This window comes from Thiocystis violacea, assembly GCF_016583565.1.
Lineage (GTDB): Bacteria > Pseudomonadota > Gammaproteobacteria > Chromatiales > Chromatiaceae > Thiorhodococcus > Thiorhodococcus violaceus_A.
On sequence record NZ_NRRF01000010.1, the window covers coordinates 84,080 to 101,656 of the forward strand.

At 64.9% G+C, this 17,577-nt stretch carries 13 protein-coding genes and 2 tRNA genes; 11 read left to right on the forward strand and 4 right to left on the reverse strand.

All coding sequences use genetic code 11. The features are described 5' to 3' along the window. Window positions 1-41 precede the first annotated feature (41 nt). The 3 genes from CKO23_RS06570 to CKO23_RS06580 form a co-directional block, all read right to left on the reverse strand. Entirely contained in the window at window positions 42-587 is a 546-nt protein-coding gene (locus tag CKO23_RS06570) for a DUF1134 domain-containing protein (RefSeq protein ID WP_200329270.1), read from the reverse strand. Between the two features lie 125 nt (window positions 588-712). Next, a complete protein-coding gene (locus tag CKO23_RS06575; protein WP_200329272.1) occupies window positions 713-877 on the reverse strand; it encodes a hypothetical protein in 165 nt (54 codons plus the stop codon). 181 nt (window positions 878-1,058) lie between these two features. Continuing rightward, window positions 1,059-4,616: an EAL domain-containing protein gene (locus CKO23_RS06580; RefSeq protein ID WP_200329274.1), complete on the reverse strand. Its 3,558-nt coding sequence runs from the start codon at window positions 4,614-4,616 to the stop codon at window positions 1,059-1,061. 343 nt (window positions 4,617-4,959) lie between these two features. Here CKO23_RS06580 and malQ point away from each other — a divergent pair, with 343 nt between their 5' ends. Beyond that, window positions 4,960-6,471, forward strand: a complete 1,512-nt coding sequence (gene malQ, locus CKO23_RS06585) for a 4-alpha-glucanotransferase (RefSeq protein ID WP_200329276.1) — start codon at window positions 4,960-4,962, stop codon at window positions 6,469-6,471. Between the two features lie 132 nt (window positions 6,472-6,603). On the opposite strand, the gene CKO23_RS06590 is transcribed toward malQ, so the two are convergent. After that, window positions 6,604-7,437 (reverse strand): class I SAM-dependent methyltransferase, encoded by an 834-nt coding sequence (locus CKO23_RS06590; RefSeq protein WP_200329278.1) that lies wholly within the window; start codon window positions 7,435-7,437, stop codon window positions 6,604-6,606. Between the two features lie 193 nt (window positions 7,438-7,630). Here CKO23_RS06590 and CKO23_RS06595 point away from each other — a divergent pair. The 10 genes from CKO23_RS06595 to CKO23_RS06640 all read left to right on the forward strand — a co-directional run bounded on the left by CKO23_RS06595 (window position 7,631) and on the right by CKO23_RS06640 (window position 17,502). After that, a tRNA-Ser gene (locus CKO23_RS06595) sits at window positions 7,631-7,721 on the forward strand. 118 nt (window positions 7,722-7,839) lie between these two features. Continuing rightward, window positions 7,840-8,505 (forward strand): uracil-DNA glycosylase, encoded by a 666-nt coding sequence (locus tag CKO23_RS06600; protein WP_200329280.1) that lies wholly within the window; start codon window positions 7,840-7,842, stop codon window positions 8,503-8,505. Then, window positions 8,502-10,325, forward strand: coding sequence for an excinuclease ABC subunit UvrC (gene uvrC / locus CKO23_RS06605; protein WP_200329282.1), 1,824 nt, complete (start codon window positions 8,502-8,504; stop codon window positions 10,323-10,325). The genes CKO23_RS06600 and uvrC overlap by 4 nt, the downstream gene beginning before the upstream one ends. 4 nt (window positions 10,326-10,329) lie before the next feature. Next, window positions 10,330-10,911, forward strand: a complete 582-nt coding sequence (gene pgsA / locus CKO23_RS06610; protein ID WP_200329328.1) for a CDP-diacylglycerol--glycerol-3-phosphate 3-phosphatidyltransferase — start codon at window positions 10,330-10,332, stop codon at window positions 10,909-10,911. A 47-nt stretch (window positions 10,912-10,958) separates the two neighbouring features. Then, window positions 10,959-11,034: transfer RNA gene (locus CKO23_RS06615), tRNA-Gly, on the forward strand. 189 nt (window positions 11,035-11,223) lie between these two features. Then, a complete protein-coding gene (locus CKO23_RS06620) occupies window positions 11,224-12,999 on the forward strand; it encodes a SufS family cysteine desulfurase (protein ID WP_200329284.1) in 1,776 nt (591 codons plus the stop codon). 293 nt (window positions 13,000-13,292) lie between these two features. Next, window positions 13,293-14,390, forward strand: coding sequence for a Re/Si-specific NAD(P)(+) transhydrogenase subunit alpha (locus CKO23_RS06625; protein ID WP_200329285.1), 1,098 nt, complete (start codon window positions 13,293-13,295; stop codon window positions 14,388-14,390). A 97-nt stretch (window positions 14,391-14,487) separates the two neighbouring features. Further along, window positions 14,488-14,784: a proton-translocating transhydrogenase family protein gene (locus tag CKO23_RS06630; RefSeq protein WP_200329288.1), complete on the forward strand. Its 297-nt coding sequence runs from the start codon at window positions 14,488-14,490 to the stop codon at window positions 14,782-14,784. A 12-nt stretch (window positions 14,785-14,796) separates the two neighbouring features. Next, window positions 14,797-16,197: an NAD(P)(+) transhydrogenase (Re/Si-specific) subunit beta gene (locus CKO23_RS06635; RefSeq protein ID WP_200329290.1), complete on the forward strand. Its 1,401-nt coding sequence runs from the start codon at window positions 14,797-14,799 to the stop codon at window positions 16,195-16,197. 102 nt (window positions 16,198-16,299) lie between these two features. Next, on the forward strand, window positions 16,300-17,502 hold the full coding sequence (locus tag CKO23_RS06640; protein WP_207168459.1) for an AI-2E family transporter: 1,203 nt from the start codon (window positions 16,300-16,302) through the stop codon (window positions 17,500-17,502). Window positions 17,503-17,577: the final 75 nt, after the last annotated feature.

Sequence of the window (17,577 nt, forward strand, 5' to 3'; positions counted from 1 at the left end):
AGACGCGCCGCCCGCGACGGGCGGCTGCATCCTTCGTGTGCTCAAAACGGGTTGTAGGACGCCCGCTCGGTGAAATCCATGTAGCCGGCGCTCAGGCCCTGACGCCAGCCCGCGCCAAAGCGGATGGGGGCGACGACGACATCCCCGGACTGCAGATAGTTGACGCCGACGCCCCCGATGAAATAGAGGCTGCCTTCGACGCCAGGGAAACGCTGGAAGAGCGTCTCTTCGCTCGGGAGTCGATAGATGAGAACGAAGACCTTCGAGACGTTCACGCCCAGGTCCAGCCCCAGGGAGGGTCCCTGCCAGAAGATCGGTCGTTCGTAGCCACCCTTCACATTGAGGGCTCCGCGGCCATAACGCAGGCCGATCCCCAACGCGGCGGCCACCTCCTCACCGGCGATGTAGGCGTTGGGCTCCCCCTGATCCGCGAATGCCTTTTGAACGACTTGGCCGAGGTTCTGCGCGCCCTGTCCGAAGAAGGTCTCGACCTTCTCCATGATTTCCTCCTGGCGGTAGGTGTCATAGGCCTGTGCCGGCCCCGCGATGCAGGCGCACAGCAGCGCCGCGCTCAGAAGCTGTTTCATTGCGTCGATCTCCAGTTGTGACGTCCGTTGCCCCGACGCGGCGCGCATCTTGGGGCAGTCCGTGGCGTGCTCGGCAGGCGCGCGTCCATCCGCGGCGCGTGCGCTCGGTCGCCGATGGGTTCGGATCACGGCTTCTTGTCAGGCTCCGCTGACGGTGCGTCAGCGTCCTCTTTGGTCTTGCTCTCGTCTGTGTTCGTGCGCTTCAGCGCATTTTGTTGCTGCACATAGAAGCCGATGACGAGTGCGGCGATGACGAGTACTTCGATGGCCTTGGCGGCGCCTGTATCCACGGTGCTTGCTCCTCATGTTGGGGGACGGATGCGTCGAATTGTCGCTCAAATCCGCCTCGCGCATGCCGATCTCTGACGTGTCTCAAGGCGGCGAGACACGGCTCGATCACCTCAATGCTCCGATCGATCGCCTCAATGCTCCGAGTCTGGGGGCGCTTATCGGCCCGGCAAAGCGCTGCGCTCAGTGAAGGGTCGGCGAGACGCTGCCTGTCATCAGCAGCGGCTCGATCTTGTCGGCCGGCAAGGGAATGCTGAAGAGGTGCCCCTGAGCGACATTACAGCCGTTCTCGATCAGAAAATCCCGTTGGGAGTTCGTCTCCACGCCCTCCGCGATGATGTGCAGCCCAAGGTTGAGGCCGAGTCCGATGATGGCCTTCACAATGGCTGCGCCCTGGGCCTCGCCCTCGGCCTCGCCGCCGATCTTGAGCAGGAAGGAGCGATCGATCTTGATCGTCTGCGTGGGCAGTCGGTTGAGGTAGCTCAGTGAGGCGTGGCCCGTGCCGAAGTCGTCGATCGCCAGCGCGAAACCCAGGCCGCGCAAGGCCGAGAGGATGTCGATGGCCTCGTCGACGGAGTGCATCGCGGCGCTCTCGGTGATCTCGAATTCCAACTGGCCCGGATCGACACAGGCATCCGTCATGATGGCCTGAATACGACTGGAGAGGGCGTCCTGGTAGAGTTCCTTGGCCGAGAGGTTGACCGCGACCGGCACCACCGGAATCCCCGCGGTTTGCCACGCCTTGAGCTGTCGACAAGCCTGGCGGAGGACGACCGGTCCGAGCTCCAGGATCAGGCCGGTCGATTCCGCGATCGGGATGAAGCGCGATGGCTCGATCAATCCCCATTGCGGATGGTTCCAGCGCACCAGGGCCTCTAGGCTGAGGATCTCTCCGGTACGGATGTCGACCCTGGGTTGGTAGTAGAGCAGCAACTCGTCGTGATCCAGGCCGTGTCGCAGCGCCTGCTCCAGCTGGAACTGCTCGAGTAGCTGCTCGTTGAGGGCTGGGGTATAGAAGCGGTAGAGCCGCCGCCCTTCGCTCTGGGCCTTGTGAAGCGCCGCGTCGGCGTGGCTCATCAGGGCCTCGGTGGATTGGGCGTCTTCGGGGTAGAGGGAGATGCCGATGCTCGAGGTGATGCGGGCCTTGTCCTTGCCGAGGAGGATGGGCTGCTCGACGAGGCTGCGGATCTGCTCGGCCAACAAGACGACATCCGCCACCTGCGCCAGCCTGCCCAACAGCAGAACGAAGTTGTCGCCGCCCAGTCTTGCCAGGGTGTCCTCTTTCTCCAGCAGTCCCTGCAGACGCTGGGCGACTTCGCGCAGTAGCAGGTCGCCCGCGCTGTGGCCCAGGGTATCGTTGACCAGCTTCAGCCGGTCGAGATCGATCGAGAGGAGCGCCAGTCCATGGCCCTTGCGGCGCGCTCGTGCCAGGGCGCGATCGACACGCTCGCGCATCAGCGACCGGTTGGGTAGTCCTGTGAGCGGGTCGTAGTGGATGAGGTAGGTCAGCCGCTCGGTCAGCGCCTTCTTGTCGCTGACGTCCTCGCCGAGCTTGACCACATGCGAGATGACGCCGTGCTCGTCGCGCAAGGGCGTCACCAGTGCATGCTCCCAGAAGGTCTCTCCCGACTTCGTGCGGTTCTGGAACTCCCCCCGCCAGACCTGGCCACGGCGGATGTTGCTCCACAGCGCGCTCCAGGTCTCGGACGGGGCCGTGTCGGCCTGGAACTGCTGCACGTTCTGTCCGCGAACCTCATCCGGCAGGTAGCCGGTGACTTCGCAGAAGCGCGCGTTGACGTATTCGATGATGCCGGACAGGTCCGTTACGACCACGATGCTCGGGCTCTGCTCGACCAGTAAGGCGAGCCGCTGTCGCTCGGTCTCGCGCGTCTTCTGCTCGGTGATGTCGACCAATCCGCCATAGAGGCGCAGGGTGTCGGACGCGGTCGCATCCGCCTGACACTCCGTGGTGGCGCGCACCCAGCGCAGGGAGCCGTCGCGATGGCGCAGCCGCAGCTCGCAGCATGTCGTTTCGCCGGGGGCGAGTCCCAAAACCTGGCCCTCGAAGGTCTCCCGATCCTCCAGCAGAACGAAGGCACCCCAGCCATGACGGGCCAACACCTCCTTCCTGGTGTGACCGGTCAGGGCCTCGACCGAGTCCGTGATCCAGTCGATTGCGAAGGTGCCCTCCGGCTCCCTGACGCAGGAGTAGGCGACGTCGCTCATGGTCGCGCTGAGGTGGCGGTAGCGGGTCTCGCTGGTCTGGCGTTCGTGCTCGATGCGCTGGCGCACCAACATGCTCGCGATGGTCTCGCTGAGGAGGCGCAGCAGTCGGATCTCTTCCTCGGTCCAGGCGCGTGGCTTGACCAGCGTGTCGAGCCCGAGCGCGCCGAGCAGGTGGCCCTCGCTATTGAGCGGGAGGATCAGCCGCGAGCGGATGACGCGTCGCACGAGCTCGGATTGCAGGGCGTCGCCCTCCGGCGCCATGCGCATGGCGTCCGGGACGCAGATCAGCCCCGTCTGGCGGATTCGGTCCAGCCAGGCGTCCAGTTGGCCCCCTTCCACCCGGCGGCGCCTGTCTTTGTCGGCGCGCAGGGTCTCGGTCCACCAGTTGTGGGTGTGTGCCGGTGCCTGGTCGTCAGGGTGGCAGTGATGGAGGTAGCAGCGGTCGACCCTGAAGAAATGCCCGATGCGATCCAGGGCCTCGTCCAATACCCGGTCGAGGTCTTCGCGCAGGCTGTTGGCGAAGAACCCCGAGATGTCCGCGATGAGTTCCTGAAATCTGAGCTGCCGTCGCAGGGCGATCTGTGCCTGCTCGCGCTCCGTGACGTCCCTGATCAAACCTTGGTAGCAGCTGCCATTGACGCCATCGACCTTCTGGGTGCTGGTCTCCAACTCGACCCAGTGGACGGAATTGTCGGCCCAGATGAATCGGCAGGTCAGGGTGAAATGCGGACGTCGCTTGAGGATGGCATCCGTGAAGACCGCCTCGACCTCTTCCCGGTCCTCCGGGTGCACCAGGTCGATCAAGTGGATATAGCCCGAGGCGAATGCGTGGATCGGGAAGCCCCAATGCCGCACGTTCTCCGAGGCATAGACCAGCGGCCAACCCGGCTTGGCTTCCCAGCGCACCGCGATGGTGGTGCTGGCATCCACCACCTGTGCCGTCGAGATCAACGCCTTGCGCTGGGCAATTCGATCGGTCTGGTCGATGAGGGTGCAGATCAGCTCGGGCGGATTGTGGTCCACGCCAGGCAGCAGGAACAGCTTCAGATCGACGATGAGGGTGTCGTAACGGGCGCTGCGCAGCGTGACTTCCGTGCAGGCGGCCTGCCCGTGCGTGCGCGCCTGCCGCAAGGCGTCCTCCAGAATCGGCGTGTCCCTGGGGGTTGCCAGCTGTGTAAAGCGCTTGCAGTCGAGGGCCAGGGTCTCGGTTGCGGCGGTGTTGCCCTCCTTGAGGGCGCCGTCCAGCGAGATCAGGAGCGTGGGCACGGGCAGGCTGCGGTAGAGTTGGACGAAGCGCGCCACCAATTGCTCGGCGATGATTTGGCTATCGCGCAATGTCTCCTGCTGCAATTTGAGCTCGCTGTGGCAGAGATACAGCTCTTCCAGGACGTCGGCGAGTTGTAGCTCGCCGCGGCTCAGCTGATCGATGATGCTCTCGAGCGTTCGCTCGCGCAGGAATTGGCGCACCTGTTCGCGGATGCTGGCGGCTGACGCCAGATCGTTGGTTGATTTCATCGCATCGCCTGGTTATCGCATCGCCTGGTTATCGCATCGGGTGGAGGTCGATCTGTCGTCTCCTCAAGCTCTTTAGACTTGGCCTCGTCTTCATGAATCCGACCTGGGATTATCCGGGCGAAAGACACCTCGCGTCGAGCATCGAATCGGCGGTGAGCCACGACCGCGCGTCGGCTCGCGCCCGGCGCGAATTCGCCCTGTATTCAGGCGTCTCCTCATGCGCGCGGAGCCCGCGGCGCGATCGGGTTTTCGTCTTCAGTGCGATCGAACAAGATTTTTGCATGGCGCTTTGGTTAGACTCCGCACTCTTCTTGCCCCAGCCATCAACGGAGGTCAATGTTTCATGCACCGCTCGAGCGGCATTCTGCTTCATCCGACCTCTCTGCCAGGTCCCCTCGGGATCGGCGACCTCGGACCTTCCGCGCGCCGGTTCGTCGATTTCCTTGCCGCCGCGGGGCAGGGGCTTTGGCAGATGCTCCCGCTCGGGCCGACGGGGTATCGCGACTCCCCCTACCAGTGCACCTCATCGTTCGCGGCGAATCCGCTCCTGATCAGCCTGGAGCTGCTGCGGGATCTGGGATGGCTCGCAGACGCGGATCTCGTGGCGCCGGACTTCCCGCAGGACTGGGTCGACTTCGGCGCCGTCGCACCCTGGAAATACGAGCGCCTGGCGCGCGCGATGGCCGGCTTCGACGCCCAGGCGGGGGAGGCCGAGCGCGCCGCCTTCGCGGAGTTCTGCGAGACGCATGGCTTCTGGCTGGACGACTACGCCCTCTACTTCGCGCTCAAGACGCACCACGACCTGCGCCCCTGGACCGACTGGGCACCCGAACTCGCGCAACGCGATCCCCGCGCCTTGGTCGAGTGGTCGCAAGGCCATCAGGAGGAGCTGCGGCTGCAGCGCTTCATTCAGTTCGTCTTCTACCGGCAGTGGGCGGATCTGCGCGCCTATGCGCGCTCCCGCGGCGTTCGGCTGATCGGGGACATGCCCATCTTCGTCGCCCATGACTCCAGCGAGGTCTGGACGCATCCCGAGTGGTTCGATCTGGACGCGCAGGGCTGCCCGCGCTCGATCGCCGGGGTGCCGCCGGACTATTTCAGCAGCACCGGCCAGCGCTGGGGCAACCCCTTGTATCTGTGGTCGAAGCTCGCGGAGGATGGCTACAGCTTCTGGGTCGAGCGGCTGCGACGGATCCTGGAGATGGTCGACGTGGTACGGATCGACCACTTCCGCGGCTTTGCCGCCTATTGGGAGATCCCCGCCACCGAAGAGACGGCCATCAACGGTCACTGGGTTCCCGGGCCGGGCATGGCGCTGTTCGAGGCGCTGCGCGCGGCGCTCGGCGATGACCTGCCGCTGATCGCGGAGGATCTCGGCGTCATCACCGAGGACGTCGAGGCCCTCAGAGACGCCCTCAAGCTGCCCGGGATGGCGGTGCTGCAGTTCGGTTTCGAGGACTTGGAAGACGGCTTCGGGCGCTCCGCCTTCCTGCCGCACAACCACCGCCAGCGGCTCGCCGTCTACACCGGAACCCATGACAACAATACCTCGCTCGGCTGGTGGGAGGCTCGGCAAGAGGATCTGCGACGCAACATCGGCCTCTACCTCAACAGCGACACAAGCGAGATCCACTGGGACTTCATCCGTGCCGCGCTCGGCTCCAGCGCGGCCATGGCGCTCTTCCCGATGCAGGATCTCCTGGGGCTAGGCGCGGATGCCTGCATGAACCGCCCCGGCACGCAGGAAGGCAACTGGGTGTGGCGTTACCGAGCGGACATGCTTGAGGAGAGCGCCGCCGAGAGGCTGCACGCCATGAGTCGGCTCTACGGTCGATTGCCCTATCCGGCGTCTTGAAGGCCGCGTGGGTCAGCCCTTGCCAGGATGGCGCACGCAGCGCGAGCGAGGGTGTCTGGAATCCCTCGGGCGCCTGCGTTCCGCCCGGAGCGACTGATCATGACCCATCGGCCGCGGATGCGGCCGTCAGCTTCATCGCTCCGCCGTCAGGTACGCGATCCAACCCGCATCCGGCTCTCCGGTCTCGGCCGGAACGAAGTGGCCGTCCGGTTCGTCGTCCTCATCCCAGCCTTGCCAGTAGATCAGAATCCTCGAGAATCCTGCCTCCATCAGGATCTCGCGCACCTCTGGCAGTGTCCATAGGCGCCAGTCGTAGCTGAAGGCGCGCTCCAGGCTGGAGCCATCGTCGAAGCGGAAGTGGATGTGGCAGAGCAGGCGCCCGGAGATGGGGTCGTAGGCGGCTTGCTCCCAAACGTAGCTGAACTCCCCGCCATCCGGATCGCTGACCCGCCGTGTCTCGCTCAGGACGCGGAAGGCGTCATAGCCGCCGTAGGCATCGAGGAACAGCACGCCGTCATCGGTCAAGGATTCGCGCACCTGCTGGAAGTAGCGCAGCATCGTGGTGCGATCACGCAAGAGCCAGTAGCTGAAGTTCATCGCGAGCACGATCTCGGCCCGCCGATCCTGTGGCGCAAGCACGTCCGCGTGCATCAGCGCGACGCGCGCGCGGGCATGCTCCGTCAGTGCCGCGAGGTGATGCGCTTGGCCCCACGCCAGCACCTCGGCGTCCAGGTCCAGCCCCCAGGCACGGTTCGACCGGCGTTTGCGCACCCATTCGCAGCAAACCGCGCCGGTCCCGCAAAAATCCTCGCGCAAGAGGCGCGCGCCGCGGCCACGCAGCATGCGGAATGTCCGGTCGACGAAATCGACCTCGGCGGCGGGATTCTGGACCGCGAGTTCATAGAGGCGATGGCGGTCCGCCCGATCGGCGGCCGACGGCCCCTGGGTTTTACGGCGTGGCGACACGGTGATTGCATTCCGGCTGACGGATTTTCGAGTCGGACTATTATGCGGTCCGCGCGCGCTCGAGGTTGGATTTGAAACCCGCGTCCAGTTCATGTATCTTTCCGCGCTCTTGAACGACAGGAAAGATCGTCAGCGGGGCGCTCACCGATTCACGGTGCGTCAAATTGAGCTGAGATCGACCCTCGTCAATCCCGGAGAGGTGTCCGAGTGGCTTAAGGAGCACGCCTGGAAAGTGTGTATAGGTTAATAGCCTATCGAGGGTTCGAATCCCTCCCTCTCCGCCACACAGCGCGTCTCCCGCATGCTCGAATTCTCCCGTCTGTCCGCTGGGCTAGCTGGCCCGCAGACCCGCCTCTTCATCTCCGCCCCGACGCCTGCAGGATCCAGTCTGGGTCGTGACCGATGACACTTGAGCACTTCGATCCCCAATGTCGCCGTTGTCCGCGCCTCACGGCTCACTTGTCCGCCGTGCGCGCTGCCTATCCGACCTATCATGCAGCTCCGGTCGCGCCTTTCGGTGCGCAGGGCGCGCGCCTGCTGATCGTCGGCCTTGCGCCAGGGATGCATGGCGCCAACGCGACAGGGCGGCCCTTCACCGGCGACCACGCCGGGATCCTGCTCTACGAAACGCTCCACCGATTCGGCTTCGGTAGCCGCGCGGTCTCGACCGCGCTGGATGACGGCCTGACCTTGAGGGATTGCCGAATCACCAATGCGGTGAAGTGTCTGCCGCCCGCCAACAAGCCGACGACGCACGAGATTCGCGCCTGTAATGGTTTTCTCGCGGCCGAGCTGGCGCAGTTGCCGCCGCACGCCGTGGTGGTTGCGCTCGGGCGCATTGCGCACACCGCCGTGCTGCGCGCCCTGGGGTTGCGGCAAGCCGCGTTCAGCTTTGCGCACGGCGCGGAGCATCGCCTGCCCGCTGGCGGGGTCTTGATCGACTCCTATCACTGCAGCCGCTACAACACGCAGACTGGCCGCCTGACGGCGTCCATGTTCCATGCCGTCTTCAGCCGGGCTCATAGCCTCTTGAGCGCTGTCGACGCGGCGGGCGTCGCGGCGGAATGACGGACCAGGATCCGCGTCAGCTGCTGAAGGGCATGCCGCAGTCGCCCGGCGTCTACCGCATGGTGGATGAGGACGGGACCGTGCTCTATGTCGGCAAGGCGAAGAACCTCAAGCGGCGGGTCGGCAGCTACTTCGGCCGCTCGCTCAACGGTCGTCTCCAGCTCATGGTGAGCCAGATCGCCGACATCGAGGTGACGGTGACGCGCACCGAGGGTGAGGCGCTGCTGCTCGAAAGCAATCTCATCAAGTTGCTGCGACCGCGCTTCAACGTGCTGCTGCGCGACGATAAGAGCTATCCGTACATCTATCTGACCACTCAGGACGATTATCCCCGGCTGGCCTTCTATCGCGGCTCGCGCAAGGGGCCCGGGCGTTTCTTCGGGCCCTATCCCAGCGCCTGGGCCGTGCGCGAGACCCTGCAGCTGCTGCAGAAGCTCTTTCCAGTGCGCCAGTGCGAAGACAGCTTCTTCCGCAACCGGTCGCGGCCCTGTCTGCAGTATCAGATCAAGCGCTGCAGCGGGCCTTGCGTCGGACTGATTTCCCCGGAGCACTACCTCGAGGACGTCGCCCACAGCATCAAGTTTCTCGAAGGACGCACCGACGAGGTCGTCAGCGAGCTGGCGGCTGGCATGGAGCAGGCGTCCGCCGCGCTGGAGTTCGAGCGTGCGGCGGTGCTGCGCGATCAGATCTCGACGCTCGTGCGCATTCAGCAGCGCCAGTATGTGAACGGGGAGGGCGGCGATCTCGACATCATTGCCTGCGCGCAGGAGGCCGGCGTCAACTGCGTTCAGGTCTTCTTCGTGCGGGGCGGGCGCAACCTCGGCAACAAGGCCTTCTTCCCGCAGGCGCCGGACGATACGGAGGCCGCCGCGCTCATGGCCGGCTTCCTGGCCCAGTTCTACGTGGACAAGCTCATTCCGTCGGAGCTGATCGTCAGCGTCGAGCCCGATGACCTGGAGCTGCTCGAAACGGCCTTCTCCGAGCAGGCCGGACGCCGCGTGCAGATTCGCGGCAGCGTGCGGAGCGAGCGGGCGCGCTGGCTGGACATGGCGCTGGACAATGCGCGGATCGCGCTCAAGTCGCGCCTGGGGAGCCAAGCCGGCTATGCCCGTCGTCTCGAGGCGCTGCGGGATGCCTTGGACCTCGAGGAGCTGCCATCGCGCATGGAGTGCTTCGACATCAGCCACACGGGCGGGGAGCGCACCGTGGCATCCTGCGTCGTTTTCGATGTGGAAGGGCCGCGCAAGTCGGACTATCGGCGTTTCAATATCGACGACATCACGCCCGGAGACGACTACGCCGCCCTGCATCAGGCGCTGACACGCCGCTATACCCGGGTGAAGCGGGGCGAGTATCCGATCCCGGACATCCTCTTCATCGACGGTGGGCGCGGTCAGATGGGGGCCGTTGCGGCCGCGCTCCAGGAGCTGGGCGTGACCGGCATGCTCCTGGTCGGCGTTTCGAAGGGGCCTGACCGACGTCCGGGAACCGAGCAGCTCTGGTTGTTGGGGCAGGGGGTGCCCGTTATACTACCGAGTGATTCGCCGGCCATGCATCTGATCGAGCAGGTGCGCGACGAAGCCCATCGCTTCGCAATCACTGGTCACCGTCAGCGTCGCGCCAAGGCGCGAACGACGTCAGTGCTGGAAGAGATCAACGGGGTTGGACCCAAGCGCCGCCAGCGCCTTTTGAGGCAGTTCGGCGGGCTGCAAGGTCTGTCCCGCGCCGGGGTCGAGGAGATTGCTGGGGTCGATGGCATCAGCCGGCAGTTGGCCCAGCATATCTACGATGCCTTTCACCAAGACGTCTCGGGATCCTGAAGCGATGTGGAACCTGCCGAATATCCTCACGATGCTGCGTATCGTGCTCATTCCCGTTTTCGTCGCCGTCTTTTACGTCGAGGAACCTTGGGCGCCTTATGCGGCGGCAGCGGTGTTCGGCGCCGCCGCGCTGACGGATTGGCTCGATGGCTATCTGGCGCGTCGCCTGGGGCAGACATCGCCACTGGGTGCCTTTCTCGATCCCGTCGCCGACAAGCTGATGGTGGCCGTCGCCCTGGTGGTCCTGCTGCAGGCCGATCCGCGTATTTTGATCGCGCTGCCCGTCATGGTCATCATCGGTCGAGAGATCACGGTCTCGGCGCTGCGCGAGTGGATGGCGGAGATTGGTGCCCGCGCCGCTGTCGCGGTCTCCAATCTCGGTAAGATCAAGACAACCGCGCAGATGATCTCCATCGTTCTGCTGATCCTCAGGGATTCCGTCTTTGGCCCCTGGGTCTACGGTATCGGTATCGTGCTGCTCTACGTCGCGGCCATCCTGACGCTCTGGTCCATGGTGCTCTATATGATGGCGGCCTGGCCGAGTCTCTCCGGCAAGGCTGACGAGAACGCCATCGCATCACGGTGAAAAATGCTTGACAAGCGAAAATAGGCCGCTATAATAGGCGGCTGTTAGCGGGAATAGCTCAGTTGGTAGAGCACAACCTTGCCAAGGTTGGGGTCGCGAGTTCGAGTCTCGTTTCCCGCTCCAAATTTCAAAACGGCGACCACTTCGGTCGCTGTTTTTCGTTTCGGCAGGGGTCAATCCCTGCGTCTACTCCCTGCTCAGTCAATGCGCGCCAGCCCCTCGGCTGCTTCCGCTCAAATTGACCAACTGTCATACTGGGGTCATCGCCTTGAGCGTTTGACTCTTCCAAACTCTGCTCAGCATAGAGTGCTTATGACAGCTTCCCCGTCTCTCGCGACATCGGATCATGGCTCGACCTCAGTGGGGGAGATCCGTGCTCAGTTCCCGATCCTCCAGGCGCGCGCGCACGGACGCCCTCTGGTGTATCTCGATAGCGCCGCCAGCACCCAGCAGCCGGAGGCGGTGATTCAGGCGGTCAGCGACTATCACCGTCTGCATCACGCCAACATCCATCGCGGCGTCTATCAGCTCTCCCAGACGGCGACGCGCATGTATGAAGAGGCGAGGGCGAGCGTGGCGCGTTTGCTCAACGCCGCGGAGCCGGCCGAGTGTCTCTTCACGCGCGGTACGACCGAGTCGATCAATCTCGTGGCGTCCACCTGGGGCCGGGCGACTCTGAGGCCTGGCGACGAGATCATCCTCTCCGTCCTCGAGCACCACTCCAACATCGTCCCCTGGCAGCTGGTGGCAGAGGCGACGGGCGCCCGCATCAAGGTCATCCCCATGAACGACGCGGGTGAGCTCGACCTGGAGGCGTACAGGGCCTTGCTCTCGCCGCAGGTGCGGATGGTCGCGGTCAATCATGTTTCCAATGCGCTCGGGACCATCAATCCCGTGCGCGACATCATCGCCGAGGCCCACGCGGTTGGTGCCTTGGCGCTGATCGACGGGGCTCAGTGGGTGGCCCATGGGCCAACGGACGTGCAGGCCCTCGACGCCGACTTCTATGCCTTTTCCGGCCACAAGCTCTACGGCCCGACCGGGATTGGGGTGCTTTACGGGAAGCGTCGCCTGCTCGATTGCATGCCGCCCTACCAGGGCGGTGGCGATATGATCGAGCGTGTGACCTTCGCCAAGACGACCTACGCGGCGCTGCCGAACAAGTTCGAGGCCGGTACGCCCAACATCTCGGGCGCGGTCGGGCTGGGGGCGGCCATCGGATGGATCGAGGCACTTGGGTTGGATCGCGTCAGCGCCCACGAGCAGGCGCTGCTCCGCTACGCGACCGAGCGGCTGAGTCAGGTCGCGGGGCTGGAGATCAAGGGGCAGGCGGGCGCGAAGAGCGGCGTGGTGTCCTGGGTCATGAGGGATCCGCCGATCGCGACGCTCGATATCGGGGTCCAGCTGGATCTGCGTGGCATCTGCATCCGCACGGGACACCACTGCTGTCAGCCGCTCATGGATCGGCTTGGCGTCACCTCGACGGCGCGGGCGTCCTTGGGGCTCTACAACGGGCGTGACGACATCGACCGCTTGGCCGAGGCGTTGACTGAGATCGTGGCGTCGGTTCGGACGCGCGTGTCGGCCTCTGTTTCGCCGATAACGCCCGCATCCGAGTCGCTGGCGGAGACGCAGGATCTGACGTATCCCGCTGCCGCGGCGCAGTCACCCGAGGCGGCCGCAGATGAGATCGCCGATCTCTTCGAGTTTCTGCCGGATTGGCCCATGCGCCATCAGCACATCATCGACCTCGGGGACAAACTGCCGGTGATGCCGGATTTCCTCAAGACGGCGGCGAATTCGGTCAGCGGCTGTCAGAGCACGGTCCATATCGCCGCGCGGCTCAAGCCCGGGACAGAGGATGTCATCGAGTTCCTGGCCGATAGTGACGCCAACATCGTGCGCGGCCTCATCGCCTTGCTCCAGCAGCTCTACTCGGGTCAGCATGCCGCCGCGATCCTCGGTTTCGACGCAGAGGCCTACTTCACGCGGATCGGTCTGGATCAGCACCTGAGCATGTCCCGCCGCAATGGGCTCGCCTCGATGGTGCAGCGGCTCCGGCATTTGGCGCAACGCTACGCGGGCTGAGCACGCCTGGCCTGGCGGCTTGGTCGCGGTTGGAATTCAGCGGCCGACTCTCGGGCGTGCCCTTCTGGCTCTGTCTTTCCGGCTCGCGGTCGATCGGTTGCGTCCGGGAGGCTGGCCAAGCGCGGGTTGGGCGTTGCGCGTGGAGCGCAGGCGGCGACCGTCGGCGCCTTCATATCATCCGCGCAGCTCGGTTTACGCGTCCCCACGGTTGCGATCATCGAAGGACCCAATGATAATGCGCCGATTTTTCCGCCCTGAGGGCGGTGACACCGAAGCACGGGGCGAATCGCAGCATGAAGATCGGAATCCCTATGGAGACGCGCACGGGCGAGACGCGTGTCGCTTCGACGCCGGATGTCGTCAAGAAGCTGGTTGGGAAGGGGCTGGAGGTCGTGGTGCAGGCCGGGGCCGGTGTCCTGGCCGGTTATCCGGACGCTGAATATGCGCAGGCCGGCGCGCGGCTGGCCGATCGGGCCGGCGCCTATGATGTCGATCTCCTCCTGAAGGTCCGCCGGCCCGATGAGGCGGACGTCGAGGCGATGCGGCCCGGCGGGCTCTACATGGGGCTGCTGGAGTCCTGCGGCGAGGATCCGATCGTGGCGGCGATGCTGGCCAAAGGGCTGCGGGTTCTGGGGTTGGAGCGCGTGCCACGGACCTCGCGTGCCCAATCCATGGACGTGCTCTCCTCGCAGAGCAACATCGCTGGCTATCGCGCGACGCTGGAGGCCGCGGCCCGCTACGGACGCTTCTTCCCCATGATGATGACCTCTGCTGGCTCCGCCAAGCCCGCGCGGGTGGTGGTGCTGGGTGCCGGCGTGGCCGGTCTGCAGGCGATCGCGACGGCGCGTCGGTTGGGTGCGGACGTCCATGCCTACGACGTTCGCCCCGAGACGCGCGAGCAGATCCTGTCGCTCGGCGCCAAGCCGATCGACCTCGACCTGGGCGAGAGCGGCGCCGGGGAGGGCGGCTATGCCAAGGAGCTGTCGGAAGAGGCCAAGGCGCGCCAGCGGGCGGCGCTGAGCGATGAGCTCGCCAAGGCCCATGTGATCATCACCACGGCGCTCATTCCCTGTCGGCCGGCACCCGTGCTCGTCACCGAGGAGGTCGTCCAGCGCATGCGTCCAGGCTCCGTGATCGTCGACCTGGCGGCGGCGAGCGGCGGCAACTGCCCGCTCACGGTCGTGGACGAGATCGTCGAGCGCCACGGCGTCACCATTGTCGGACTCACCGACTACCCGGCGTTGGTCCCCGCGGACGCGAGCGCCTTCTATGCCCGCAATCTGCTCAATCTCATCGAGATCATGATCGAATCCGGCGAGGCTGGACCCGCGCTCAAGGATCTGGACGCCGACGACATCACGGCGGCCATGCTGGCGCGGCCCGCCGTCTGATCGCGCCGCCGAGGCCGACATCCGAGCATTGCGCCGCGGTTCGCCGGGTCTTCCCGGCGCGCGGCGCGCACATCACATCCATTCAGGAGCCACGCACATGCCCGAGGCACTCGATCCCTCGCTCGTTGCTTTGTACGTCTTCGTCCTTGCCTGCTTCATCGGCTATTGGGTGATCTGGGGCGTGACGCCCTCGCTGCACACCCCCTTGGTCGCCCTGACCAACGCCATTTCCGGCATCGTGCTGGTCGGCGCGCTGCTGGTCGCGGGCGACCCGGAGTCTGGAATTCTGGTTCAGCTCATCGGATTCGTGGCGGTCTTGCTGGCCTCCATCAACGTCTTCGGTGGCTTCCTGGTGACCCACCGCATGCTCTCCATGTTCAAGAAGAAGAAATAAGGACGGCCATCGATGGATCTATCAGTCAACCAACAGGCGGTGGCCTATCTGGTCTCCGCCGTCCTCTTCATCCTCGGTCTCAAGGGCCTGACGCATCCGGCCACCGCGCGGCGCGGCAACCTCTACGGCATGCTCGGCATGCTGATCGCCATTGTGGCGACCCTGCTGGGGCGCGAGGTTCAGTCCTACGGCTTCATCATCGCGGGGATCGCGGGCGGCGCGGTGATCGGCGGCATCGTCGCCATGCGCATCCAGATGACCGCCATGCCGCAGCTCGTGGCGGCCCTGCACAGCTTCGTGGGTCTGGCGGCGGTGCTGGTCGGAATTGGCACCTTCTTCCACAAGCAGGCCGGTGGGCTGCTGAATCCGTTGCTGATGGGCGAGATCTCGGCCGGCGTGGTCATCGGCGCCATCACCTTCACCGGGTCCGTGATCGCCTTCGGCAAGCTGCAGGGGCTGTTGAGCGGGGCGCCGGTCAAGTTCAAGGGGCAGCACCTGCTCAACGCGCTCATCGGTGCGGCAGCGGTGGCGCTTGCCGTGCATTTTGCCATGACGGGGAGCCTGCTCTCGCTGCTGCTCATGACGCTGCTGGCCCTCACCATCGGCGTCACCCTCATCATCCCGATCGGTGGCGCGGACATGCCGGTCATCATCTCCATGCTGAACAGCTACTCGGGCTGGGCGGCGGCGGCGACCGGTTTCACGCTGCACAACAACCTGCTGATCATCGTCGGCGCGCTGGTGGGCTGCTCGGGCGCGATTCTCTCCTTCATCATGTGCAAGGCGATGAACCGCTCCATCATCAATGTCGTCTTTGGCGGCTTTGGGTCGGACGGCGGATCGGCGGACAGTGCGGGTGCTCAAGCGGCTGAGAAGGGCGTGAAGTCCGCCGCCGTGGAAGACGCCGTCTACTGGATGGAGGACGCGGGTCGGGTGATCATCGTGCCCGGCTATGGGATGGCCGTCGCGCAGGCCCAGCACGCCCTCAAGGAGCTGATGGAGCTGCTGACGGCCCGTGGTGTCGAGGTCAAGTTCGGCATCCATCCGGTGGCTGGGCGGATGCCGGGGCACATGAACGTGCTGCTGGCCGAGGCGGATATCCCCTATGACCAGGTCCTGGAGATGGACGAGATCAACTCCGAGTTCCCGAGCACGGATGTGGTGTTGGTCGTGGGTGCGAACGACGTCGTCAATCCCGCCGCCAAGGAAGACCCCAGCAGCCCGATCTATGGGATGCCCATCCTGGAGGCGGGCCGTGCGCGGCAGGTCTACTTCCTCAAGCGCTCCATGCGCCCTGGCTACTCGGGTGTGGACAACCTGCTCTTCTATCAGGACAACACCTATCTGGTCTTCGGCGATGCCAAGGACACCATCGAGGGGATGAACGCCGCACTCAAGGGCGGCGGGCACTGACGCAGTGGGAGCGGTCTCCCTCGGCTGTGCTGACGGCCCGCCTCCCCGTTTGAGATACACTCCCGACCATCGCACTGTGCCAGTCGAGGAGTGGGGATCTCAATGAGCAACGTGAGCCAGGACACCGTGAACAAGGCCGTCATCCTGCTGATGACGCTCGGGATCTCGGCGCTCTTCCTCGCCATGATCAAGCAGTTCCTCATGGCGCTCTTTCTCGCCGGCCTCTTCAGCGCCCTGGCTCGGCCGCTCTATGTGCGGCTGCGGCGGACGCTGGGCTGCAAGGCGTCACTGGCATCCCTGTTGACGCTCTTCGTCATGGCGATCGTGGTGCTGATCCCGACCGCGATGCTCATCGCCGTCCTCATCGGTCAGGCGCTGGATGTCAGTCAGCTGCTCTCGGTCTGGTTCAAGGGTGCCATGCAGGATCCGGCCAGTCTCGCCGCCTATCTGCAGCATTTGCCCTTCTACGACCAGGTGATGGCCCACCGTGATCTCATCCTGCAGCAGGCCGGCACCGTCGCGAGCCTGCTCAGCAAGCTGCTGGTCGACTGGGTCTCTTCAGCCACCCTGGGGACCGCCAACTTCATCTTCATGGCCTTCGTGCTGCTCTACAGCATGTATTTCCTGCAGATGGACGGTCCCAAGCTGGTCGAGCGCATCCTCTACTACCTGCCGCTCAAGACGAGCGATGAGCGGCTGATGCTGGAGAAGTTCACCTCGGTGACGCGCGCGACGCTCAAGGGCTCGCTCCTCATCGGGCTGCTACAAGGCACGCTGGCGGGCATCGCCTTTGCGTTCGCTGGAATCAACAACTCGGTCTTCTGGGGTACGGTGATGGCCGTGCTCTCGGTCATCCCGAACGTCGGCGCGGCATTGGTCTGGATCCCTGCCGTCATCATTCTGATCGCTCAGGGGGATACGGCAACCGGCGTGATGCTCGGGCTCTTCTGCGGATTGATCGTGGGCAGCCTGGATAACGTCCTGCGTCCCATCCTGGTCGGCAAGGACACCAAGATGCACGAGCTGATGATCTTCTTCAGCACCCTCGGCGGCATCTTCATGTTCGGGCTGGCGGGGCTCTTCATCGGTCCGCTGATCGCCTCGCTGCTCATTTCCATCTGGGAGATCTACGGGGTGGAGTTTGCGGACGTGCTGCCGGACGTGGACTCGCTGCTGCTCGACTTCGGCGAGGAGCATGGTCTGGTCGATACCTGCGCGCTGGACGAGCCTGAGACGGAGGATGGCGCGTCTGAGCCAGGTGCGGAGCGTTCGGAAGGGAAAGAAGAGGCCGGTCGGGCCGGCTAGTTGGTGCGCTAGGCTGACAGGCCCGTTCTGCCGGGGAAGGGATGGGGTTGCTTCTCGGTGAGCACCAGCCGCCGG

What these genes read in the sequence shown, in the direction of transcription:
- malQ (WP_200329276.1), top strand. Translation starts at nt 4,960, where the DNA reads ATGCACCGCTCGAGCGGCATTCTGCTTCATCCGACCTCTCTGCCAGGT.
- CKO23_RS06630 (WP_200329288.1), top strand. Translation starts at nt 14,488, where the DNA reads ATGCCCGAGGCACTCGATCCCTCGCTCGTTGCTTTGTACGTCTTCGTC.
- CKO23_RS06640 (WP_207168459.1), top strand. Translation starts at nt 16,300, where the DNA reads ATGAGCAACGTGAGCCAGGACACCGTGAACAAGGCCGTCATCCTGCTG.
- CKO23_RS06570 (WP_200329270.1), bottom strand. Translation starts at nt 587, where the DNA reads ATGAAACAGCTTCTGAGCGCGGCGCTGCTGTGCGCCTGCATCGCGGGG.
- CKO23_RS06625 (WP_200329285.1), top strand. Translation starts at nt 13,293, where the DNA reads ATGAAGATCGGAATCCCTATGGAGACGCGCACGGGCGAGACGCGTGTC.
- CKO23_RS06635 (WP_200329290.1), top strand. Translation starts at nt 14,797, where the DNA reads ATGGATCTATCAGTCAACCAACAGGCGGTGGCCTATCTGGTCTCCGCC.
- uvrC (WP_200329282.1), top strand. Translation starts at nt 8,502, where the DNA reads ATGACGGACCAGGATCCGCGTCAGCTGCTGAAGGGCATGCCGCAGTCG.
- CKO23_RS06580 (WP_200329274.1), bottom strand. Translation starts at nt 4,616, where the DNA reads ATGAAATCAACCAACGATCTGGCGTCAGCCGCCAGCATCCGCGAACAG.
- CKO23_RS06600 (WP_200329280.1), top strand. Translation starts at nt 7,840, where the DNA reads ATGACACTTGAGCACTTCGATCCCCAATGTCGCCGTTGTCCGCGCCTC.
- CKO23_RS06620 (WP_200329284.1), top strand. Translation starts at nt 11,224, where the DNA reads ATGACAGCTTCCCCGTCTCTCGCGACATCGGATCATGGCTCGACCTCA.
- pgsA (WP_200329328.1), top strand. Translation starts at nt 10,330, where the DNA reads ATGTGGAACCTGCCGAATATCCTCACGATGCTGCGTATCGTGCTCATT.